This is a genomic window from Rubneribacter badeniensis (genome assembly GCF_002899695.1).
GTDB lineage: Bacteria > Actinomycetota > Coriobacteriia > Coriobacteriales > Eggerthellaceae > Rubneribacter > Rubneribacter badeniensis.
In genome coordinates, this window is record NZ_PPEL01000056.1 from 1 (window position 1) to 21,671 (window position 21,671).

The 21,671-nt window shown below is 59.3% G+C and carries 20 protein-coding genes and 1 pseudogene; 2 read left to right on the forward strand and 19 right to left on the reverse strand.

All coding sequences use genetic code 11. The annotated features are described in order from the left end of the window. From C2L80_RS09065 to C2L80_RS14625, 5 genes and pseudogenes are all read right to left on the reverse strand, one after another. Positions 1-185: pseudogene (locus C2L80_RS09065) on the reverse strand (hypothetical protein); the annotation flags it as partial. 11 nt (positions 186-196) lie between these two features. Then, positions 197-826, reverse strand: a complete 630-nt coding sequence (locus C2L80_RS09070; protein WP_103263059.1) for a 4Fe-4S dicluster domain-containing protein — start codon at positions 824-826, stop codon at positions 197-199. Positions 827-946: 120 nt separating this feature from the next. Continuing rightward, a complete protein-coding gene (locus C2L80_RS09075) occupies positions 947-1,567 on the reverse strand; it encodes a DMSO/selenate family reductase complex B subunit (RefSeq protein WP_087198810.1) in 621 nt (206 codons plus the stop codon). A gap of 11 nt (positions 1,568-1,578) precedes the next feature. Beyond that, positions 1,579-3,435, reverse strand: coding sequence for a DMSO/selenate family reductase complex A subunit (locus tag C2L80_RS09080; protein ID WP_338049465.1), 1,857 nt, complete (start codon positions 3,433-3,435; stop codon positions 1,579-1,581). An 11-nt stretch (positions 3,436-3,446) separates the two neighbouring features. Continuing rightward, entirely contained in the window at positions 3,447-3,998 is a 552-nt protein-coding gene (locus tag C2L80_RS14625) for a molybdopterin-dependent oxidoreductase (protein ID WP_338049466.1), read from the reverse strand. A gap of 227 nt (positions 3,999-4,225) precedes the next feature. Here C2L80_RS14625 and C2L80_RS09085 point away from each other — a divergent pair, with 227 nt between their 5' ends. After that, positions 4,226-5,806, forward strand: a complete 1,581-nt coding sequence (locus C2L80_RS09085; RefSeq protein ID WP_103263060.1) for a helix-turn-helix transcriptional regulator — start codon at positions 4,226-4,228, stop codon at positions 5,804-5,806. A 312-nt stretch (positions 5,807-6,118) separates the two neighbouring features. Here the strand turns inward: C2L80_RS09085 and C2L80_RS09090 are convergent, their stop codons facing one another. From C2L80_RS09090 to C2L80_RS09105, 4 genes are all read right to left on the reverse strand, one after another. Further along, positions 6,119-6,505, reverse strand: coding sequence for an ATP-binding protein (locus C2L80_RS09090; protein ID WP_103263061.1), 387 nt, complete (start codon positions 6,503-6,505; stop codon positions 6,119-6,121). Positions 6,506-6,517: 12 nt separating this feature from the next. Continuing rightward, a complete protein-coding gene (locus tag C2L80_RS09095) occupies positions 6,518-7,300 on the reverse strand; it encodes a zeta toxin family protein (protein WP_087195465.1) in 783 nt (260 codons plus the stop codon). 1 nt (position 7,301) lies between these two features. Continuing rightward, positions 7,302-7,871, reverse strand: coding sequence for a helix-turn-helix domain-containing protein (locus tag C2L80_RS09100; RefSeq protein ID WP_087195466.1), 570 nt, complete (start codon positions 7,869-7,871; stop codon positions 7,302-7,304). A 411-nt stretch (positions 7,872-8,282) separates the two neighbouring features. Beyond that, positions 8,283-9,317 (reverse strand): hypothetical protein, encoded by a 1,035-nt coding sequence (locus tag C2L80_RS09105; protein ID WP_087195467.1) that lies wholly within the window; start codon positions 9,315-9,317, stop codon positions 8,283-8,285. Positions 9,318-9,357: 40 nt separating this feature from the next. Between C2L80_RS09105 and C2L80_RS14745 the strand changes: the two genes are divergently transcribed. Further along, entirely contained in the window at positions 9,358-9,933 is a 576-nt protein-coding gene (locus C2L80_RS14745) for a hypothetical protein (protein ID WP_129589931.1), read from the forward strand. Positions 9,934-10,051: 118 nt separating this feature from the next. On the opposite strand, the gene C2L80_RS09115 is transcribed toward C2L80_RS14745, so the two are convergent. The 10 genes from C2L80_RS09115 to C2L80_RS09160 all read right to left on the reverse strand — a co-directional run bounded on the left by C2L80_RS09115 (position 10,052) and on the right by C2L80_RS09160 (position 21,439). Further along, positions 10,052-11,368 (reverse strand): radical SAM/SPASM domain-containing protein, encoded by a 1,317-nt coding sequence (locus tag C2L80_RS09115; RefSeq protein WP_087195469.1) that lies wholly within the window; start codon positions 11,366-11,368, stop codon positions 10,052-10,054. A 196-nt stretch (positions 11,369-11,564) separates the two neighbouring features. Next, positions 11,565-13,697 carry a tetratricopeptide repeat protein gene (locus tag C2L80_RS09120; RefSeq protein WP_103263062.1) on the reverse strand — a complete coding sequence of 711 codons (2,133 nt, stop codon included), beginning with the start codon at positions 13,695-13,697 and terminating at the stop codon, positions 11,565-11,567. A 42-nt stretch (positions 13,698-13,739) separates the two neighbouring features. Continuing rightward, positions 13,740-14,225 (reverse strand): hypothetical protein, encoded by a 486-nt coding sequence (locus C2L80_RS09125; protein WP_087195471.1) that lies wholly within the window; start codon positions 14,223-14,225, stop codon positions 13,740-13,742. Between the two features lie 189 nt (positions 14,226-14,414). After that, positions 14,415-15,374, reverse strand: coding sequence for an ATP-binding protein (locus tag C2L80_RS09130; RefSeq protein ID WP_087195472.1), 960 nt, complete (start codon positions 15,372-15,374; stop codon positions 14,415-14,417). Next, complete coding sequence (locus tag C2L80_RS09135) at positions 15,371-16,258, reverse strand: hypothetical protein (RefSeq protein ID WP_087195473.1); 888 nt, start codon at positions 16,256-16,258, stop codon at positions 15,371-15,373. The genes C2L80_RS09130 and C2L80_RS09135 overlap by 4 nt, the downstream gene beginning before the upstream one ends. A 15-nt stretch (positions 16,259-16,273) precedes the next feature. Further along, entirely contained in the window at positions 16,274-16,987 is a 714-nt protein-coding gene (locus C2L80_RS09140) for a LytR/AlgR family response regulator transcription factor (RefSeq protein ID WP_087195474.1), read from the reverse strand. A 176-nt stretch (positions 16,988-17,163) separates the two neighbouring features. Further along, complete coding sequence (locus tag C2L80_RS09145) at positions 17,164-18,066, reverse strand: hypothetical protein (protein WP_103263063.1); 903 nt, start codon at positions 18,064-18,066, stop codon at positions 17,164-17,166. 12 nt (positions 18,067-18,078) lie between these two features. After that, positions 18,079-18,996 carry a thiamine pyrophosphate-dependent enzyme gene (locus tag C2L80_RS09150; protein WP_103263064.1) on the reverse strand — a complete coding sequence of 306 codons (918 nt, stop codon included), beginning with the start codon at positions 18,994-18,996 and terminating at the stop codon, positions 18,079-18,081. Positions 18,997-18,998: 2 nt separating this feature from the next. Next, complete coding sequence (gene porA, locus C2L80_RS09155; RefSeq protein ID WP_169999039.1) at positions 18,999-20,384, reverse strand: pyruvate ferredoxin oxidoreductase; 1,386 nt, start codon at positions 20,382-20,384, stop codon at positions 18,999-19,001. After that, positions 20,381-21,439 (reverse strand): 2-oxoacid:acceptor oxidoreductase family protein, encoded by a 1,059-nt coding sequence (locus C2L80_RS09160; protein WP_103263065.1) that lies wholly within the window; start codon positions 21,437-21,439, stop codon positions 20,381-20,383. The genes porA and C2L80_RS09160 overlap by 4 nt, the downstream gene beginning before the upstream one ends. Positions 21,440-21,671 lie beyond the last annotated feature (232 nt).

Consider the following 21,671-nt stretch of genomic DNA (forward strand, 5'->3'; position numbering starts at 1 on the left):
GCGGCGGCGGCCGCGGGGTCGAGCGCGGCCATCGCCTCGAAGGACGCCCCCGCGTCCCCGGTCAGGGGGTCCTGCAGGAAGAACGGGGCGAGCGCGTCGCCCGCGAAGGCGACGGCGTCGAGCACCGCCCGATTTTCATCGGTTTGAAATTCGCTGTCTCTCGGTTCACCGTTCAGAGCTTCCATGGCCACCCCTTTCATACAAGCTCGCGCACATTGCAAACCATGCCCTCCGCAAACACTCGGTCGGCATCCTCCCCCATGCACGCAGGAAGGCTCAGCACCAGGTTGGGATCGGTTTTCGACGAGTCGGGCAACGGAGGCATGTCAGCCGCCCGACCACGGAGCGCCCGCAGGTCGGCGATCGGCCCGAAATCGAGCGCGCGCAAGGGACACGCCTCCACGCAGATGGGCTTCCCGCCATCTGCCACACGGTCAAAGCACCCGTCGCACTTCACGCTGTGGCCCACGGCGCGATCGACCTTCGGCGCGTGGTACGGACACGACAGCGCACAGTATCCGCATCCGATGCAACGGCGCTCGTCCACGCTCACCAATCCCAGCTCGTTTTTCCCCATGGTGCCCGTCGGGCACACCTCCATGCATGCAGGACTCGAACAGTGGTTGCACGCGCAGGACACGTAGAATGCGAAGCAATCGTGCGCCCAGCACCCGCGATCATCCTGCGCCCAACTGCCATGCGCCACCTCGTACACCTGGCGAAACGAAACGGACGCGTCAAGATCGCGGTAGTCTTTGCATGCGAGCACGCACGTTTTGCATCCCGTGCACCGCTTTGCGTTGAAATAGAAACCGACTTGCTCCACCGTATCCTCCCCTGCCGCCAACCGCGCTGGTGCGCCATCGCCCCCTACGACGTGCCGCGCGCGACATCGGGTGCCGCGCTTCAGGTCGCACGGCACCCGTTTGGCTATGCTCAGAAGATTTTACGCGATCTCGCGCTCGTTGAGCACCGATCCTGTCTCGTCTCCAACCGGTTTTGCGTTCGCGGGCTCGGTGATCACGATGTTCGGCTTCGTCTCGTCGGCACCGGGAAGCGGAGCGATCTCGGCCACCTCGCCGTACTTCTCGCGCAGTTCGGATATCTCGCCGAAATCGAGCGCGCGCAAAGGACACGCCTCCACGCAGATGGGCTGCTCGCCCTGCGCCACGCGGTCGGCGCACAGGTCGCACTTCATGCCCTTCTTAGTCTCTTCGTTCACCTTTGGCGCACCGTACGGACATGCAGCGACGCATGAGCCGCATCCGTTGCACTTCTCGGGATCCACCGTCACGATGCCCGTGTCGACGTCCTTGGAGATAGCTCCCTGCGAGCAGTTCGCCAGGCACAACGGGCTGTCGCAGTGATTGCACGCGACGGATACGTAATAGGTGAACGCATCGGTGCTCCAAAGCCCGTCGACCTGCGTCCACGAGCCGCCGCCATACTCGTACACGTTGCGAAACGACATATCGGCAGACAGATCCTTGTTATCCTTGCACGCCAACACGCAGGTTTTGCACCCCGTGCAGCGCTTGCCATCAAAATGAAACCCATACTGAGTCATGCTCTGCCCCCTTAGGCCTTTTCAATTTGGCCGATGTTGCTGTGCTGCGGATTCGCTTTTGCAAGCGGCGATGGCCGGTAGATCGTCAATGTGTTGATGTTGCCGCCATGGTCAACACGATCACCGCCCATATCGGCGTCGTGCCACATACCCTGAGGAATGGCAACCGTGCCCGGTATAACACGCGGCGTCACCTTTGCCTCGATGCGAATCTCGCCGCGATCATTGAACACCCGAATGACGTCGCCATCTTCTATCCCACGCGGCTGCGCATCCACCGGATTCACCCATGCGACATGCTGCGCCGCCGCCTGAATGATCTCGTTGTTGGCATAGGAGGAATGCGTGTGCGCCTTGTAATGAAAACCGGTGATGAGCAGAGGGTATTCATCTGTCAGGTTGACATAGCTTTCAAATCCGGGGTCGAACTCGGGGATGGGGCTGACCACCTCGTCCTCGGCCAACTCCCAGGTATTCGCGAAACCAGCCAACGTTTCAGAGTAGATCTCGATCTTGCCAGACGGGGTTTTGAGCGGGTTGCCCTGGGGATCGTCGATGAAGTCTTTCAGGCTGATAGTCGGCTCGGGAGCACGCTTCCACACACCTTGTGCCATGCCTGTGTCCCAATCGGGCAGTTCGGGATATTTTTCGCGCGATTCGTCAAGAATCTGACGCAACCAATCCTCGCGCGTCTTGCCTCCGTCGGTGAACTCGTCCTTGATGCCCAACTTGTCAGCGATGTCGACGCACACCTCGTAGATGCCCCGACGCTCGAATTTCGGCTCGTACACAGGGCTTCCGTAAATAAGGGCTTCCATATTGTCAGCGTATCCGTTGGCGGAAAGGCTGTACTGCTCCTGCAACGTCAGGTCGGGAATGATGATATCCGAGTATTTGGCCGAGTCGGTCATGAACACTTCGCTGGTCACGATGAACTCGCACAACGACTCGTCTTGCAGCAAATCGTGCGTGCCGTTGATATCCGAATGCTGATTCGTCAGCGTGTTGCCCGCATAGTTGAATATGAACTTGATGCTGGACGACAGCTTTTCGGCTTGCTGGACACCTGCGTTGAGAGCCGTCAGCTCTTCGCCACGGCGTATGGCATCGGGCCACATGAACGTAGGGAGGTTCGTTTTCACGGGATTCTCGCCCGAGGGGAAGCTGGAGAGGGCGAACGACGATTTCCCTTCGCGACGCCCGTCAGAAGTGCCCGGCAAGCCGATCTGCCCAACCAACTGGGGAAGCACCATGATGGCGCGCGCCGTGATCTCGCCGTTCGCGTGACGTTGGGATCCATAACCCTGGCAGATGTACACGGGCTTCGTCGTGCCGATCTTCTCAGCCAGCTCCCTGATTTTATCAGCAGGGATAAGCGTGATAGGAGCAGCCCATTCCGGAGTTTTCGGCACCATGTCGTAACCGGTTCCCAAGATATAGTCCTTGAACGACTTGTTCTGCCCCCGAGCACTCTCGGGCATAGTCTCCTCGTCGTAGCCAACGCAATATTTGTGCAAAAACTCCTCGTCAGCCCATCCGTTGCCGATGATCTCATATGCAAGCGCTGCGCACAGCGCGCCATCGGTTCCAGGACGTATGGGAATCCACTCGCCTCCCTGCCCGCACACCGTATCGTTCATGCGGCAATCGATGTTGATGACCTCAAGGTTCTTCTCTTCGCGCATCCAAGCAAAGTCATGCGTGTGCCCCGCGCCGCCCATGCGGGTGTCGGCGGGACTGTTGCCGAACATGACCACCAGCTGGTTATCCTGCAAAGTGAGGAAGCTGCTGCCGTACGTGCCGCCTCCATAGGTGTACGTGCCTGCAGCCGAAATATGAGCCGAGCTGTACGAACCGTAGTAATTCAAGCACCCGCCGTTCAGGTTGATGAGCGATTCACCACCGCATTGCCCATCAGCCCAGACGACACGCCCGAAGCGTAATGCACGGTGATAGACTCGTCGCCATACGTCTCGCGTATGCGTTTGAGTTCGCTCGCTATGGTGTCTATGGCCTCATCCCAACTGATCTGCTCGAACTTGCCTTCACCGCGCTTTCCGACGCGCTTCATGGGATAGTTCAAGCGATCAGGGCTCTGCAGCCAACGACGGATAGAGCGTCCGCGCAAACAGGCACGCAGCTGCGGCTGGCCCATCTCGGAACTGCCCGTGTTGTCAGATTCGATGTACTTGATTTCGCCATCCACCACATGGCACTGGAGCGCGCACGTGCTACCGCAGTTAACCGCGCAATGCGTCCAGACGATCTTCTCCTCGACCGTCTTCGCGGCGTCTTGGGCGGCTTCCTCTTCGCTCTTCGGCGCGCAGCCGAACAGGGCTCCGCTTCCAAGGACGGCCGCGCCCAAACCGGCGAGCGCCGAGCCTTTCACGAACGCGCGGCGGGAAACGTCGCGCTTTTTCGTTTTCGTCATGATCCCTCCTTGCTCTCTCGTCTGATCATGCGTTTCGTGTGGCCGAAACACCGCGCATTGTAGGCCCCAAGTGCCGCCCGCGTGTTACATGAAATATGTACATTTTTCGTTTCGCCTGTTCAGATAATCGACTTGCATTCAGATAGTCATTCCTTGCACCCGCTTAATGCCGTTATACTGGGCAGGGGGAATCCTGTCGGTCGAAGGTTTTCTTGGGGAGGATCATCGTGAACGCGGCGAACATACTGCGCGCCTTCAAGCCGAACGCCACATCGTTCGGGTACGCGTCGTTCCTCGCCGTGAACGCTGCGGGGGCCTGGGGCGGCGTGTTTCCCTTCCTGCCGATAAAGCTGCAAGAACCGCACATGCTGTTCTGGTTCTTCCTGGTCGAATCGCTCGTGTTCGCCGCGTGCTTCTTCCTCAGCATCGTGGGATCCTATCGCATGCCGGGCCCTACGAGGCTGTTCATCGTGCGCCTGTCCGCAGTGCCGTACCTGCTGGGATGGTTCTGCCTCATCGGATCGATGTACCTCGATAGCTGGATGCTGCCGCTCGTCATCGCAGGGGGAGGCTTCATCGGCGTGGGGTCCGCCGGATTCTACATGCTGTGGCAGCGCCTGTTCGCCAGCGAGGACTCCGACGCCGGCAACCACGACCTCATTCTGGGCACGGCATACGCCTCGGTGCTGTACTTCGCGCTGCACCTCATTCCCCGCGCCGTCACCGTCTACCTCATCCCCCTGGTCATCACGCCGTTTTTCGCACTGGCCATTTCGCTGAGAAGCCGCGAGATCGATTTCGGACAGCCCATGTTCGAAGACGTGCCGAAAAAGAACGCGGGCGTCTACCGCCAAGCCATCCTCAACTTGGCCCGACCCGCGCTGTGCGTGGGGTCGCTCGGACTGTGCGCGGGCCTCATGCGCGCCCTGGCCATAGATGACCCCGCCATCGGCTCGTTCGTGAACGCGCTTTCCATGGGCGCATCGCTGATCACCGCCGTTGCGTTTTTGGTGCTCTGGCAATTCAAGAGCGTGCGCCTGAACGTGGTGGCGCTGTTCCGCATCGTGTTCCCAGTCGTCATCACCGGGTTCGTCCTGCTGCCGTTTCTGGGAGGCGGCTATGCCCAATGGCTGGCGTCCGCGCTGCATGCGGCGTACAGCGTCGCCATCATGCTCATGATGATCCAATGCGCGCAAGCCTCGCGCGACCACGGCACGAACCCCGTGTTCGTGTACGGATTCTTCGGCGGCGTGGTGTACGCGCTGCACGACGCGGGATTCATCGGCGGCACGCTGGCTGCGCAGACGAGCATCCCCGGTCTTTCGCCGCATGCAGTGGTCGCTCTCGGGGCGGGATACTTGCTGGGATTCATGCATTTCTTCGGACAAGGAGGCTTCCGCACCGCCATGCGCGCTCCCTCCCCCATCGTGCCCGACGTCGAGCTCGTATCGCGCACGCATCCGCATGCGACGCGGCCCGCGCGGCAAAACGCCGGAAGAACCAGGCCGATCCAAGACGTCCCAGCTGGCGAAGAGCCTATCTACCAAGACCGCATCTCCAAGCAAGTGGCGCGCATTCGCGAAGAGTACCGGCTGAGCGCCCGCGAAACCGAAGTCATGGAGCACATCGTGCGCGGGAAGACCGTGGTGCGCATCGCCGAAGAGCTGGTGATCTCCGAGAACACCGTGCGCATGCATTCGAAGCGCATCTACGCGAAGCTCGACGTTCACAAGAAACAGGAGCTTATCGACCTCGTCGACTCGTTCGCACCGGTGGCGAGCGATGACACGTCCTCCCAAAGACGCTGATCGAGACAGACGGGAAGACGCGCAAGCCGGATATCTTCGTCAAATGCCGGACCGAGAATAGAGAGAACCAACGAGTTGCAGGCCGAACGGAGCAAGCGGCGCATCACGTCCCTCGAGTCAGTTCGTCATCGGACAATCGATACGCGCGGGCGCGCCCTGTCCCTTCGGAAACAACAAGACCCTTGGCCACCATGCCCGAAAGAACCTCCCTTGTCCGCGACAACCCGAGGCCAAGCGAGGCTGCCACCTCCCCCGTCCTTGCCGAACCCTCACTCAAAAGAAGCTCGACAACCGCCTGCTCTTTCTCGCGCGTTATTCTGCCGGTTTTTGCCGCCGGTTTTTGCCGCCGGTTTTTGCCGCCGGTTTTTGCCGCCGGTTTTCAAGCGGCAAAACTAAAACCGTGCGATCAGGATCGAACGATTCCGCGATGACGGGCTGCGGCAAACCGCACGCCCTCCATCCATCGACGATTTTCGGAAGACCGCTCCCCGCGCGCTCCCCTATCTCGACAAGGGAGAACATCTTCGCCATCGTCGCGTTGCGTGGATCGGAGACTCCCCCTGCGAGGGCTTTGTCCATATCGACTCGAAACCCACCGGGATTCGCAAGCTCAATGCGCTCCGGCGTTTTCAAGACGACCAATCCGCGCCGACCACAGTAATCCGCATTCACAAGGCAGTTCGCAAGCGCCTCGCGCAACCCTGCCCTACGCTACCCTTCGACGGGATCGCAACGGCGCAGGGCCCGTAGACGCTGCTCCAAATAGGCAAGATGGGCGCGCTCCTCCTCCGTCCATTCCCCGAACAGGATGCGTTCGAGGGATTCGCTCGCCCGCCCCTCGTCGTTGACGCTGCTGAACAGGCACTGCTCGCTGCGAGAATACAGGCTCACGTCGTCGAACAGGTCCGAATCCTCGAGCGTTTTCAAGTTCCCGACAATGGCCTCGACGATGGCGAAGTGGTGCGCGGGGTCCACCGCGCGCGGCTCGGTGCCCGCAAGGCGCATCTGCTCGTAGCGCAGTTGGCAGCTGATAAGCGATATCTCCGGTTTCACCGCCATGAGCGCGATCGAAACCGCATAGCCGCGCTCGCGCAAAAGCGCCGCCGTTTTAAGCGGCACTTCGGATGTGCGCAGCGTCCCCTCGATCACAAGGTTATAGCCCATCACGGACAGCGCGTCCACAACGGCTTCGACCATGCGCCCCGCCCACGCCGCCGTATGCGCCGGTCCATCGACGCCGTAGCGCGCGACGATCTCGCAGAACCGAGGATGCCGCGAGCGGTATTCGTCGCCGTTGACGACGATCACGTTTCCGTCAAGAGAATCCTGAAGCAATCGATGCAGTGTGGTTTTTCCTGCGCCGCTCTGCCCTCCAAGCAGAAATGCGCGAGGACGGCCTGTCGGAACACACGACACGTCCGCAAGAAGCGCGCTTACAATCAACCGCAACTGTGCGCAGAATTCATTGTCCGAATAGTCTTCGAGCTTGCCCATATCAAGCCGCTCTCGCCTCTCGACCTTCAGCAAGGCGCTTCAAACATGCAATTTGACCCCTGATTTCAGACAGCTTGAGCTCATTTGAATTCTCCCGGCGAGTGACACCTGGCCGAATCAAAGCAAGCTGCCTCATCACATCCTCGTACACCGCCACAGAAACCGCATCCCCCCTCTTCTGAGCGGCGGTGTGCAAGCGTGACACGTCGCCCATCACCTGGGCAATCTGCTCGATCAGCACTTCCTGCTGCAGCGTGATCTCATACATCTCGTTGATATCCATAACATCCCCGTCCTCGTCGAAGGAAATCAGCGCGTACACGATCTTCTCGGTCTTCTCACGCTGGCCGGCGGAAAGCAGCTCGCCGTCGCGCTCGAGGCAACCCTTCATGAAAGCGGGGTCGTCCGCCGCGCGTATGAGGTTCGCGTTCGCCTTGCTGGGCTTCTGCCCGTTCTCGTAGCGCACCACGCTCGCCTCGCCGAGCCCCAGCAAGCGGGCGAACCCCTGCTGCGTCAGCCCGTATTTCTCCCGAATGCGCTTCACGTCCTGCGCGGTAAGATCATGCGGCATGATAAACTCCTATCAATCATGTGATTGAGTAAAATATATCATATGATAGAAATCAATACAAGAATCGGTTTTGCCGCACTTCGACGTTCCACCCTCTGCCAAACCGCCATCGATGCAAACCCACGTTCGTCGGATCTTAAGCCGAACTCCCTCCGATCAGGCGCTTCGACCATAGTCGGATTTGCCGGAAAAGACCGGCCATTTGAAAAAGCGAACGCCCTGAAGCCCTTGTCTCCTCGCAGAAAACCATCTAGGCAAACCAAATGCAAACGACAAGACCGATACAGACGGCGATCAGAAATCACCGTGCCAACAAGCGACAGCCAGCACCAAAAAAACCGGGAGCATTCAGGAGAATAGACAAGCTGAATACCACGATGTCCGCAGATCCATCCCAATCATGCGAACCGCTCACTTCATCCTACGCGCTTGCGATAAAAGCCTCGCATTGATCCCAATCAACGCTCCCTCGAACATATGGAATGGCAGAGAAAGCTCGTGTCGGTTCTTGTAAAAGCCGATTTGCGATAGCAGGGTTGTTGCCAAGGCAGTCTGCTGCAAACAGATAGAAGACACTTCTTGCGAATAGGCTATGCCATTCAGGGCCTCAAAACACTTGTCAATGTTTTTGTTGACTGAATCTATGCTGTCGCGAATATCCAGCAACGCATCATAGAGAAGCCGTTGGCTGTCCCGTATTTCGCAAAGCACCTGCAACGCTTTTTCAGAATTGTCGATCAGGCGATCAAGACGCACTTCGAGTTCGTATTGATTGTAGGCATCGGCCAATTTCGCAAACCGCCCAGAATCGAAATATTCGTAAAGTTGGCATATGGCTGGCAGCGTCTGATACTTCCGATATATCGGACCATCGGAATAGTGCTCATTGAGCATCCGCTCATACAACACTCGAAGTTCGCAGATGGGCAAGGAACTGGAACGAAACTCGGCAACAGCCTCAGCATCGGCCTTTCTTGCTCGAGCCACCTTTGCTTTCCACTTCTCTTTCGCTACCTTGTTTTCAGCTTCCTTTGCGTTGCTTCTGATCACGCCGACAATCGCACCTACGCCCCATGAAATCAGAGCGCCTATCCCGGCCCCGATGGCGGCGCACGTAGCAGCGGCCATGCCAAATACAACGAGATTGCCAAACCAAGCAAGCGGACTGCCGCTTGCCTCAACGATGCGCCACTCTTCAACGAACTCGAACACAAAACCGGCAATGCCGCCGAACACGGCCCCTATGGCCCTCGCCTTCGATTTTGCGTCAGCCCTTTCTTGCTCAATGCGCGCGTTAGGGGGTTGGAATTCTGGGTATGCCTTACCTTCCAGTTGGAGAATCTTCCAATTGGAATGCTTCTCCAACTTGTCAAGCTTCATGAGGCCGATTTCCAGTTCGCGAGCGGTTTTCAAATATGCAAGTACTTCCCTGACGCTATCCTGCATCCACCTTCTCATCCTTCGTTCGTCTCATTAGGAAAATGAGTTGTCAAAAACGACCAATCCAGGAATGTGCATATTCGCAGTATCTTGGAACCATCCAGAAACATCGGTCGCAAACCCAATTGCGATATCCATTCTATTTGGCCTTCCCGGTTCCACTGCAATTGGGGCAGGTGACAAACTTGTCGCCGCCTGCGGTCTTCACTCTCACAACACCTTTCCCGTTGCAACGGGGACAGTTGTCGGCCATGATAATCCTCCGAATCTTTTGACCTTATCGAACAAGTCGCTTTACCTTTTGACCTATCGAAGCAGGCGTATCGCTTTCGTCGTATCCATACGCCCTGAGAAGCTGAAAAAGCTCATCGTACATTCCGTATTCCGCGCACTTCTTGAGCCTTTCGAGCTCACTGCTCGAGAGCCGATTGATTATTTGGTCAAGCGTCAATCCCATCATCCCCTATCGGCCATTCCCAACAAACAGAGCGACCCCGCACGCAGCGTCATGAACGAATCTCCGCGCACGGGGCCAGCCTCTTTGATCGCGTCAAGCGATTACTTGCCTGCGCAATACATCATGCATTTGCACCCGCATGGCGTTCCGGGCTGCGCGCTGTAAGGTTGACAGATCGTCCCGCAAGGTGCCATGCCCGCACTGCGCGCCATCTGCTTGACGGCTACCGATGCAAAAGCAGAGGCCCTCGCGGAACCGATGCCCGCGCCTTTACGAATAACAGTCATCGTCGATCCTTTCTCCCATTTGAAATCGTCCTATCAGCATGGGATCCGCATCCCAAGAGATAGCCTGCAGCATCGATGATCGCATCTGTAATGAACGCGATATGAGGGCAGCGCTTCAAGCCAAAATCGAGCGCCTCGGCGGCATAACATCCCGCTTGGCAACTCGGAAGAAAACTGCATTCCCTGCACTTCCGAGGAACGTCGGGCGACGCCCACTGAGCCAAAGCCTCGTTGAAGAGCACTCCTTCGAATACGTTTCCGATACGCTGGGCAGCCTCGGCAAGAAGGTGCTCGCACTTGAAAACATCGCCAGACGGATCGATCACAAAATTGTTGATCATTCGAGCCGAACACGTAGCGTTGTTGAAATTGAGCGGCAACCCGTCAAGTGTCTGTATGAAACCAGCATCGATCATTGCGCGAAAGATCGCCTTGTACGCCTCGTTGAGATCCGCTTCCGTGTAGAAATCTTCCACATTGCCGCTTCCGTACAGCGGAGCAGCATAAAGCATCACCGTGTCGAGACCCCTGTATCGTTCGCCCAGAAGGGGAATCAGCTCTAGGCAATCCTTATAATTCCCCTTGTCCATGTTGAGGCGTATAAGAAGCTTCGCTCCCTGGTCAACGAAGGCATCCATCGCAGCTAGAACGGTATCGAAGGTTATGCTTTCGGTTAGGTAGGCTTTCCTGCGCTGATGCTCCTCGGCCAATCCGTCTAGCGTGATCTGAACCTGCGAGACTTCGCAATCGTGAACCAGCATACGAACAGCGTCCGGGGTGGCCAAGGTGGCGTTCGTTATCATGTCAGACGTATATCCAACGCCATGCCTCTCTGCCGAATCCATCAACTTTTTGGACAAATCAAGGATTCTATCGAGTTCGAGCATGGGCTCGCCACCGAACCACGTCACATGGACATCGTCGACCATATCCATGTAGCTCTCGATGAAAGCAGGAACCGCTTCGGCAACGCCACTTTTCATGCAAACGGGCTTATACGACTGTTCGTAACAATAAAAGCACCGAGCATTGCAGGCGGTAGTCGGCAGAATCTGGAAGCCGGCGAATCGCGTCGAATAGTTATTCATCCGCTGGATTGCCAGAACCTTCTCGACCTCGTCTTCATCTGCGGGGACAATGAACCCGTTTTCAACCGAGGTTCGCATGAGGTCGGAATCGGAAAAGACACAATCTTTAACTTGCGCGTATTCGGATTTGCCGATCACCGCAACGGAAGACGTAACCAGGTTATATAGAAAGACCTGATCGCCCACCATGCCGGAATGGTTGTATCTTGATTCTTTATAGTCCATCCACGCGCACCTTCCACCATGCGAACCACAGAACCCTAGTAGCCTTTCTTTCCGTCGCGCTTTTTACCCTCTCCACCGCATTTATCGCATTCGATCTTTCTCCCGTGGCCATCTTGAACATAGCCCGTACCGCCGCATTTCTCGCACTTGGCCATTTCCTGCCCCTTTGCCTTTTCCGTCAATGCGCCTAACAACCTTACGCATATGACCAACCGCCGAACATCTTCTTTTTAAAATGGGCGAGCTCCGCTTCGCATAATTCGTATCCTCGGCCAGCGCCCATCTCAAAGAGATCATGCGCCTTGTTGAGATTTTTGGCGGGCCCAGTCACGTACCTCGATCCCGCCATGTAAAGAACACCATCGCCTAGATGCAGCGGGGATGAATCTTGGTCGCGGCGATCCATTTCCGCTAACGCAGCCTCTGCCCCAGACGCAAGAAGTCCTTCGGCATATGAGGCAACCGTCAGAAACTCCGCATCAGATTCCACCGATTGTGCCATTATCTTCGCCTTGAGAGCCCCCGCTGCAACGCTTCCATGCGCATAGCCGTCAGATGCCGCAGCTATAGCCCTCTGCCTCGCTATAGGACGCATCGGATCGTCTTCCTCCAAACTCTGCAGCATTCTGAAAAACCCTCTTGCCCTGTAGAACCAGGCATCGACGTCCCATTCTTGAAGTTGCTGCCGCAGGGAAGCAAGATCATCTCGAGCATTTGGACTCATAAAATTGAGAATGCCATCATCGAGATAACGTCCCGTCCATTTCAACGCAGTTCTCGCCGCCCTAATTTCGCCATCGCCCACACCGGCAAAATCCATCACTTGAGCCTGAAAGAGAAAAGCCAAGATCGCAATCTTTCCGGCCCAAACATTGTTGATGTGATTGGCTGCGATATCGGCCCAAAACATAGCTTGACCGAGATGAGCCACATTTTGTGCCGCATCCTCCCCGATGCTTTCATGCACATGGTCATTCAGAACTTGCATGTCCCCTCTGGCCACGGCATCCCAAAGCTCGGCATCTCGTCCAGATTCGTCGCGCCCGCCTTCAAGCACATGGTCCCTCATCATGCTTGCCAGCCGCTTGTCATCCCCACCGAAGACGCCACCAGGATCTCTGTTGACAAGCGCGAGAAGCAGCCCATATGCCCTGTCGTGATCAACGGAACAACCGACTCCGCACCAATAGGCGTAAGCGAAATCGATTATCTGATCGACATCGATATCGTCTTCGATGAGGTCGGGATCGTTGAGATCTTTGAAAGACGGCTGCAATTGCTTCCGCTCTTGCAGACAAGGCAAAGCGCCGCCAAACCGCCCAACGGCCTTTATCGCACTCTCTTCGCCAGCATCGGCAGCTCGTCTGATCAGAGCCCGTCCAGCTTCACCTTCTTGAGGGCTCGCCGATCTGTTAACAAGATACGTGCCGTATTTAGCCCACGCCTCCGGACACTCCAAACCCGTGCCAACCGCCTCTTTGTAGTACGCCTCCGCTCTTGCGGAATCTTGACCGACTCCGTTACCCGTCTCGTAAAGCAATCCGATGTAGTACTTCGCGTAAGCGGCAGTTTCATCGTATTCATCGAACAGGACAATCGCCTCGAAGACCTCCTTGGCTTTCGCTCCATCCCTCGGAACGCCATCGCCATCCATATAGCGCTTTCCAAGCCTTTTACCGGCAATTGAATCGCCATGTTCAACAGCAAGTTTGAGCCACTTGATTCCCTCATCGAAATCCGGAGGAACGCCAATGCCTTTGAAATAGCAATCCGAGAGATAGCGCTGCGCTGCGGAAACATACAACAAATACTCGTCATCATCAGGTTCGACGGCCGCATGGGCAAGTTCGCTTACCGCAGCGAAGTACTTATCATCGTCGCGAAGGGGACTATCTGAACGGAAATAAAGCCCGATCAAATTGAACAACGCCCACAAATCACCGTTGTCGGCCCCTTCTCGAAGCAGCGATTCCGCTCGATAGTCGTTCTTCTCGACCCCGTAACCGGTGAGCACGGCATATCCCAACCGTCCGGGCGCGTATTTATATCCACCCTCATACGCCTCGGCATAAAGACGCGCCGCCAACTCGGGCTGTTCGGGAACGAAATCAACCGTGCCAATGTAGAACCAACCCAGCCTGTATTTCCCTTCGGCATCGCCCAAGCTTGCGGCGCGCTCGAAGCATTTCATCTCCCTCATTAGCTCATCATCGGTTTCATCGCCGCCATTACCGAAAGACTTGCCTAGCTCGACAAGCTCAGAAGCGGTTTTTCCCTCAAGCGACCTAACAAAGGCATCGAGATCCTGCATATCAAACAAACCTTTCATTTGGGCATACGCTGCCCCGTTTCCCGCAGTATCGGATGTGAATTATTCGCTCCAACTCTCAACGGCCTGCTGGATCGTCTGAAGAAGGGCGGTGTAATTCATGCTCTCCTCCTCAACGGCGTTTTGGTTCGTTATGGCCTTCTGCAAAGCGCCGGAGATGGAAAACATTCCCTTTCTTTCGGCAGAGTTCAGCCGCTGCATCGCCGAAGAGGGCGTACCCTGCTGAACTACATCGACCGTCAGAACCGCGGCGGTTTTGCTAACGCCAACGAGATAGCGAGCCCAATTCGTATGCCCGACGAAAGAAAACTCAACGCCAGGAAAAGTCTTGCTGCTCAAGAGTCCGCCCACAGTAATATCGACCTTGGAAGCATCCACGCTCATGCCGAAGTTGTCTTTCATATAGCCGGTGACAATGTTGGCTAGAAATCCTACAAGATCCTCAGGATCGGCATTGGCCGCCCCACCGATGCTGACGCCCCACTGATGAAACGGATTCTGAGATAGAGGCTGCTTGAACTTTGGCATTTTCGATCCTTCCACCGTCGTCGTCAGTCAATTAACGTCGTAGGCGTACTTTCACGCTCCGACTTGACACCTTCCCAGCAGATGAAGAATACCCATCGCAAAAATCGGTCACAAGCAAGGTTGCACAACTGACCAGTTTCACGTAATAACTGATCGCGCCTTTGACAGTCGCTCCTCGGAAACGCGCCCTCACCGCTGCGTTTTGCAGCCGTCCCCCTCGACCGCTCCCGCCCTCAAAATCACCGTCGTCGAGAACACGCCGTCGCGTTGCTGCGCCTGAAAGCTTCCCTCGTATCGCCGAGCCATCGTCTCGAGGATGTCCAACCCCCATCCATGCTCGGCCAAACCCGCCCTCTGCCGCAACGGACGCTTCTTCCCGCCCGTTGAGGCAACGCATCCGTTCTCCATGCGCACCACAAGATGCCCCGCATCCAAACGGGCCCTCAACGTGATGAAACGCCTCTCTTCGGGCACCTTTTGACATGCGTCGATAGCATTGTCGAATAGATTCGAGAACACGGCGCACAATTCGACGCTTGAGAAGGGGACGTCGTCAGAAAGCCTCACATCCACTTCCGTCTCGATGCCGGCATCCTTGCAAACATCCACCTTCATGGACACCAGGGCGTCGACTACGCGATGCGAGCAAAAGCTCTTCCTTGTCGCGTCCATGATGCCGACCACGCGCATAAGCCCCTGCGAAACCCCCTCTGCCTCCCGCTTGCCCAAAAGCTCGTCAACCGCCTCAAGCTCGACGGCAATGGCCTCGCGAACGCGCCGAGCCTCGCCCATGTCGGCGAAAAGCCTATCCAGATAGGCCTCCTGCGACCGCACCTGCTCCTCCAACAGGCGAACCCGCTCGCGAGACGCATCCCGCTCCTCCGCTTCGCGCAAGGCTTTGAACAGCGCCAGGTCGGCCGGCCCGCACAGCGCACCGACCACCGCAACGATGGCGAACATCCAATCCGGCAGATCGTACTTGAGGGAATAGAACAGCAGGAAGGCGACGATGCATATCTGACTGAATGGAAATAGCAGGTTGACCAAAACGCGCGCTGGCGGCACGTCGCGAAACCGTCGGGCCAGCACGACCGTAACTCCGCACAAAAGCAGCATGACGAGAACCGAAACGGCCATCCGCGCGCTCATGAACGATCCCCCTCGCTCCCGGCAGATTCAAACGCGTCACTCACGAGCCGAAGATGCTCGCGCGCATCCTGGAACCTCCCCCGCTCCGACAGCGCAAGCACCACCTGTACGTGGTTGCCCACATCATGGCGCAGCTTCGCCGTCCTTTCGATATTTTCGACGAACTTCTCGCATTGCGCCAAGCATCCGTCAAGCCGACTCTCCAGCAACGACGCCCTCGCATCATCGCTCCGCTTCTGGGCGTACCGGTCGAATGAAAGGAACAAGCACAGGTCGGCAACAAGGCAGGCGAGCGACAGCAGCACTCCGGCAGCGTAATAGCGCAAAGACTGCCCGATAAAGCCAAGCGGCAGAAGGATCATGATGTTCACGAGAACGAACTGGGTACACGTGAATAAAACGGGCAGCCATGCGCCGCTTCTTCGCTCGTCGGCCCCCACGGCAAAACGATCGAAAACCCGCTTCAACGCCATGAGGAGCGGAATCAGCAAAGCAAGATGGGCCGCATGCGTTATCGCGAACGCATCGAAGTGGGCACGCACCTCGTCGTAGCTCGCAACCGGAGCGCCCGTCAGCGCCACCCACAGCGCCCCGCCGGGCAGCTCCGCGGAAAAGAGCACCAAATGGGCAAGGGCCACGATGACGATCCTCCGCGACAGGCTCCCTTCTGACAGAAAAAGGGGGACGAGCACCAACGGCAGCGACATCACCAGCCTCACCTCGGCATTCATACCCGGACGAAGACACGCGAGCAGAACGACCAAGGACACCTCAAGCGCCCAGTACACGGGAAGGCTGCGGATGGCCAGCATGCGCGAAAGGGCGTAGGCGAACACCATTTGCACGGGAACCACCCCGATGATGTCGATGCAGACATCGGACATGGCGAGCCCGCTCGATCAAAGCCTCGAGCGAAGGTGCGCATGAAACGCCTCTCGCAAGAGCCTGCGCCTTTTCTGGCTCACCGGAACGACGGCACCCGAAGCAAGCACCACCTCGTTCGCCCTCAACTCCACGATGCGATCCATATTCACGAGAAAACTCTTGTGACAGGAGAAGAACGAAGCGGGAAGCTGCTCGGAAAAGGAAGAGAGCGTCCCATACATCTCCAAGCTGTCCCGTCCCACATGGATGCGCATCTTGCGCTTGTCGCTTTCGACGTACTCTATGGCATCGGGCCTCACAAGCGAAGTCGTGCCACCGAAGCGAACCTCTATCGACCTGCCACCAACCGCTTGCAAGCGCACAACCGCCCGATCCAGCGCGTCGTCTAGATCGGACTGCGAGACGGGCTTCGTCAGAAAATACACGTGCTCCGTCCGATACACGCTTGTGCAGTACTCGATGAATCCGGTAACGTATATCACCTGCGTGCCGCATCCTTCAGGAAAGCACCGTTTCACCAGTTCGATGCCGTTCTCACCCCTGGAACCCAACTCGATGTCCATCATCAGGATGTCCAGACGAGAACCTTCGGAAAGCAGCTCCTTGAGCGAGGCGGCATCAGCGGCATGAACGAACTCGAACCGTTCGCCCCAGCGGGAGCGTTCCATCATGCGGCGAAGCGCATCGGCCTGATCGGCCTCATCTTCGACTATCGCAACCCGGTACACGAAACCACCCTCCTGCCGCCCATTCGCCCGAGAGCGCGCCATCTCCCGAGAGCGCGCCAAAAACGCTTTTCGCCGCCCACCTTGTCGGTAAGAGGCAAGACACGAGAGCGGAGAGCGCGCCACGCGATTATAGGCGAAGAAAGCCCCCCCCCCCCGCAGGGGTTTTCGCAAAAACCTCATCCGCGATGCGAAAAGGGCGGCGACGCGAGCGACGAGGGCTCGTCCAAACACGCGCGAAGCGCGGCAAGGTGTTCCTGTGCCCGCACGCGTTCCCCACGCTCTGAAAGAACGAGGATCGTTTGAACGTGGTTGCGAACATCATGGCGAAATCGCGCAGTTCGCTCCACCTCTGCGACGAACGGCAGACTCAACTCAAGGTAGCGGTCGAGCCTCCGTCTCAGAAAAACAGCGCGCTGGTCTTCGCGACGCTTCCTCGCATGCCGCCTCATCGCTGAAAACAAGGCGCGATCGGTGGCAAGGCACACTGCCGACAACGCCGTCATTCCGAAGAAAAGCACTTCGGAACTTCGATGGGCATACACGCCAGAAGCCAGCGCCATGCCAAGCAGGATGGCTTGGATGACGGGAAACCACACGAATCCGCGCATATCGACCGCCCCCGTGCGGTCGAAGCGTCCAAGCGCCGCATGAAAGCCCGAAAACAGCGCCGTCAAAACAAGCAGATGCAGCGCATGCGTGCACACGAACGCCCCCATATGGCTGCGCACGACATCGTAATCCGTGATATCGAGGCCCACCACCGCATACCATGCGGCGATAGACACTGCCTCTGCAATGACGATCATCGCGTTCATGAGAGCTATGACCAAAGCCTTCCTCAACGGGCTATCCGACGAGAAAGCGAAGGGCACCACGCCGAACCCGATGACGACGAACGCCAGGCGTGCGATGCTACCAACCCCATTGCGACCCAGCACCACGACGGCGCTCAACGCAAGCAGCACGACAAAGAACAATGCGGGCGAGCGCATGCGCAGCATACGCGTCCATGCGTACACGATCAGAACGTTCGACGGAAACGTTCCCGCAAGATCAATCGCGGTGTCGGAAAGAACCACGGCCTAACCCTCTTAGGCCCACTCCCGCCGCATCGCCTCCCATTTGGCGTCGCGGGCGGCTTCGACGGCAGCCACCTCGTCGTCGGACAGCGCGCGAAAGCGGCCTTGGCGGCGCAGGTACGCCTCCACGCTGGAGAATTCGCGCGGGTCGCGGTTGAGCTTGAAGCGGCCACCAGTCCTGCCGCATACCTGCTCGCCCTCGTACTCGGCCAAATACCACAGGCCGCAGTCCACGATGTCCTTCGCGATGTCCACCGTCTCGTCCACGCCGCAGCCCCAGCCCGTCGGGCACGGGGCGATCACGTGTATGTAGCGCGTGCCGCGGATGTCGCGGGCGCGCTCGACCTTGCGGATGAAATCGGGCAGGTAGCCCACGCTCGCCGTGGCGGCGTAGGGGATGCCGTGCGCGGCCACGATCTCGAACAGGTTCTTCTTCTGCGTTAGGCAGCCGTGGGCGTTGGCCCCGGCGGGCGTGGTGGTGGTCTTGGCGCCGAACGGGGTGAGCGAGCTTTTCTGGATGCCCGTGTTCATGTACGCCTCGTTGTCGTAGCAGATGTAGAGCACGTCGTCGTTGCGATCGATGGCGCCGGAGAGCGCCTGCAAGCCGATGTCGGCCGTGCCGCCGTCGCCGGCGAAGCCCACCACGGTGCAGTCGTCGGGCTTCTTGCCCTGCGCGCGCAGACCGGCCTCAATGCCGGTGAGCACGGCGGCCGTGGCGGCAAAGGGCGTGATCATCGCGTTGTTGGCGAAAGCGAGCTGCGGGAAGTTGAACCCGACGGCGCTCATGCAGCCCGCCGGCAGCGCGGCCACAGCGTTCGGCCCCAGCACCTTGAGCGCCGCACGCACGGCGAGCGATCCACCGCAACCGGCACAGGCCTTGTGGCCGAAGAACAGCTCGTCGTCGGTCATGTTCTTGGCGGTGACGGCCATGGCTACCGACCTCCTTCGTCGCAGATCGCAGGTCCGCTTGAGTCAGCGAGGGTTTCCGCAGTGCCCGAGATCGCGGGGACGGCGGGGGTGACGGAGGCGAAACGTGCTTCGGCACGCGAGCTTTCGCCAGCGCCGCGAGATTGGGTGCCGCGGAAAGCCGCAGCGTCGGCGCGTTCCGGCGGCCGACAAGCCGACGGAACAGCATCCGCCGGCGAATCGATCCCGAGGAAGCTCACGCGCGGCAGGTCGCCCGCGTCCGCGCTCACCCGCGCAAGCGCCGTGAAGATGCCTTCCACCTGCGCTTCCGAGATGTCGTCGCCACCGAGGCCGCCGATGAAGTTGAAGGTGGGCACGCGCACGCCCGCCTGGTGCAGCGCCGAGTTCACGTTCGTGAACACCGTGCCCTCCGCGCCGAACGACACGTCCTTCTCCAAAACGCCCACGGCACGCGCGCCGCAAAGCGCCTCGGCGATGAGCGCGCTCGGCATCGGGCGCAGGTAGCGGATGCGCAGCATGCCCGCGCGCACGCCCCGCGCGCGCAGCTTCGCCACCACGCCGCGCGCAAGCCCGGCGGCAGAGCCCAGCGTCACCAAAATCACGTCGGCATCGTCGCAGTTCACGCGCTCAATCATGCCAGGATAGCGACGTCCGAACACCTCGGCGAAACGCGCCTCTGCCGCTTCGATCGCGCACGGCGCGCCTTCCAGCATGTCGCGATGCTCCCAATACTTGAAATACCGGTTGTACTCCGGCCCCGCCGAGAACCCGATGTTCACCGGACGCTCGAAGTCGAACCGGTTGCCCGAACCGTCGTAGGGCGGCAGGAACGCGTCGGCCTGCTCAGGCGCGGGAACGTCCACTGTCTCGTAGGTGTGCGTGAGCGCGAAGCCGTCGAGATTCACCATGACGGGCGTGCGCACGCGCGCGTCCTCGGCCACCGCATAGGCCATGAGCGCCAGGTCGAGCGCCTCCTGGTTGTCCTCGGCGTAGACCTGGATCCAGCCGTGATCCAAAAGCGCCAGCGAGTCGCGCTGGTCGCCGTAGATGTTCCACGGCAGCGCGGTGGCGCGGTTCGCGTTCATCATGACGATGGGAAACCGCCCGCCCGACGCGTACGTCAGGCACTCGGCCATGTAGAGCAAGCCCTGGCTCGACGTGGCTGTGAACGTGCGCGCGCCCGCAGCCGACGCGCCGATGGCGCACGACAGCGCCGAATGCTCGCTTTCCACATGCACGTACTCAGCCGCCAGCTCGCCGGCCTCCACCATCTCGGAAAGACGCTCCACCACCACCGTCTGCGGCGTGATGGGGTACGCGGAAATCACCTGCGGGCGCGCCAGCCGCACGCCCTCGGCGAACGCCTCGTCGCCGGAAAGAAACCGCCTCATCGGGCACCACCCTCGCTTTCGCCGCGTTCGGCAACCATGGCGATCGCGCCGAACCGGCACACCGTGACGCACACGCCGCATCCCTTGCAGAAGTCGTAGTCGACGGCCACGGCCGATTGCGCGGGAACCGTCGCACGATTGTCAACGTCGGCGCGAACGGCCGCGCTTGCCGCAACGTCGGCCCGCGCCGCCGGCTGAGAATCCGACGGGGCTTTGTAAACGGCACCGTCGGGACAGTAGAGGTAGCACTGCAAGCACCCCGTGCACGCGCCCGCGTCGATGACGGGACGCATGTTGCGCCATCCGGCGTTCTTGGCCACAAGATAGCCGGCCTCGAAGCAGGTGGTGTGCGCGAATTCGGCGGGATCGAGCGCACCGTCGCGCAACGCGGGAATGCGGACGCCGTCCATCCGGGAAGCCGCGCCCAATGCTCCTTCGACGCGCGCAGCGGGAGCAGCAGCGCAACCGGAATCGAAAGCGACCGGATCGGAAGCGCCGGCAGCCAAGCCCTGGGGCGTCCGAGACGACGACGCGGCCCCCGCCAACGCCTCTCGAGCGGCCTCGACGATGGCGATGTTCTTCTCGTGCAGCTTCTTCGGCATGTACTGGTGGATGGCCTGTTTCACGTCATCGAGGCCGATCCGGTCGCACAGAACCGACAGCGCGCCCAGAAACGCCGTGTTCGGAATCGGCCGTCCCAGGACGGCCGCCGAGATGCCGTCGGCATCCAGCGAGATGATGCGGTCGTCGGCGAACGTGCGCGTGCTGTTCACCAGAACCACCCCGTTCGCCTTGAGCTCGCGATCCCATCCCTCGCCCAGCAGCGTATCGTCCAGATACACGACGTAATCCGCGCGGACGATGGCGCTGCGATCGCCGATGGGCCGATCCGACAGCTTCGTGAACGCGCGCATTGGCGCGCCGCGTCGCTCGGGGCCGAACGAGGGGAACGCCAGCGCATGCGCGCCCTCGGCAAGCGATGCCGCCGCTCCCAGCAAGCGCGCGGCCGTGAACGCGCCCTGCCCGCCGCGTCCATGCCACAGAACTTCGATCATGGGCCTTCCCCCTTCGCCTCTGCATGTCGGTCATGCCAGTATAGCGCTCACGCTCTCGATCTGGGTGCAAAAGGGGAGTTGCGGCAACCCTGACGGCCGAACCGCGCCCTCGGACGTTCCGCAACTGCCCGCTTCATCCCCGCGCCCTCATCCTGCAGCACCGCCGCACCGCGTGCCGCGCATCCCTACCCCGCCCGCGCCCCCGCGCATCCCCACCCCCGTCTCTTATAAA

Bases quoted from the DNA above. Each gene is read 5' to 3' on its own strand.
- C2L80_RS09130 (WP_087195472.1), bottom strand. From the start codon at position 15,374: ATGAGCGCGCGGATGGCCGTTTCGGTTCTCGTCATGCTGCTTTTGTGC.
- C2L80_RS09150 (WP_103263064.1), bottom strand. From the start codon at position 18,996: ATGGCCGTCACCGCCAAGAACATGACCGACGACGAGCTGTTCTTCGGC.
- C2L80_RS09075 (WP_087198810.1), bottom strand. From the start codon at position 1,567: ATGACTCAGTATGGGTTTCATTTTGATGGCAAGCGCTGCACGGGGTGC.
- C2L80_RS09135 (WP_087195473.1), bottom strand. From the start codon at position 16,258: ATGTCCGATGTCTGCATCGACATCATCGGGGTGGTTCCCGTGCAAATG.
- C2L80_RS09095 (WP_087195465.1), bottom strand. From the start codon at position 7,300: ATGGGCAAGCTCGAAGACTATTCGGACAATGAATTCTGCGCACAGTTG.
- C2L80_RS09100 (WP_087195466.1), bottom strand. From the start codon at position 7,871: ATGCCGCATGATCTTACCGCGCAGGACGTGAAGCGCATTCGGGAGAAA.
- C2L80_RS09105 (WP_087195467.1), bottom strand. From the start codon at position 9,317: ATGCAGGATAGCGTCAGGGAAGTACTTGCATATTTGAAAACCGCTCGC.
- C2L80_RS14625 (WP_338049466.1), bottom strand. From the start codon at position 3,998: ATGACGAAAACGAAAAAGCGCGACGTTTCCCGCCGCGCGTTCGTGAAA.
- C2L80_RS09160 (WP_103263065.1), bottom strand. From the start codon at position 21,439: ATGATCGAAGTTCTGTGGCATGGACGCGGCGGGCAGGGCGCGTTCACG.
- porA (WP_169999039.1), bottom strand. From the start codon at position 20,384: ATGAGGCGGTTTCTTTCCGGCGACGAGGCGTTCGCCGAGGGCGTGCGG.
- C2L80_RS09115 (WP_087195469.1), bottom strand. From the start codon at position 11,368: ATGGACTATAAAGAATCAAGATACAACCATTCCGGCATGGTGGGCGAT.
- C2L80_RS09125 (WP_087195471.1), bottom strand. From the start codon at position 14,225: ATGCCAAAGTTCAAGCAGCCTCTATCTCAGAATCCGTTTCATCAGTGG.
- C2L80_RS09120 (WP_103263062.1), bottom strand. From the start codon at position 13,697: ATGAAAGGTTTGTTTGATATGCAGGATCTCGATGCCTTTGTTAGGTCG.